Source organism: Rhizobium ecuadorense (assembly GCF_001187535.1).
GTDB classification, from domain to species: domain Bacteria; phylum Pseudomonadota; class Alphaproteobacteria; order Rhizobiales; family Rhizobiaceae; genus Rhizobium; species Rhizobium ecuadorense.
The window spans coordinates 1-252 of sequence record NZ_LFIO01001588.1 but is presented as its reverse complement, the minus strand read 5'-3'; the positions used below and the strand labels follow the sequence as shown (position 1 = coordinate 252).

The 252-nt window shown below is 57.1% G+C and carries 1 protein-coding gene; it reads left to right on the top strand.

The annotated features are described in order from the left end of the window. The coding region (locus AF337_RS44740) for a hypothetical protein (RefSeq protein WP_210168091.1) at positions 1-185 on the top strand (185 nt) is incomplete at its 5' end. Positions 186-252 lie beyond the last annotated feature (67 nt).

Genomic DNA, 252 nt, shown 5'->3' with positions numbered 1-252 from the left:
TTCGATTCCCGCTACCCGCTCCAGTTTCCGTTACGCTACTTTATTCGACCGCTGCTGCCGTAGTCCCCGAGATGTCTCCGGCGCGGGCGGAGAAGCTGACGATTGCGATTATCGACTGGCAGGGAAGGGCGCTCGACGCTGAACGACTATGGTGTGTCTTCGGCGGTCCATGCGATTTTCTTTAAGATTTCAGCGATTTTCGAGGGGGCTTTGGCGAATCGCCTTGCAGGCGGCGAATTGTCCCCCATATGC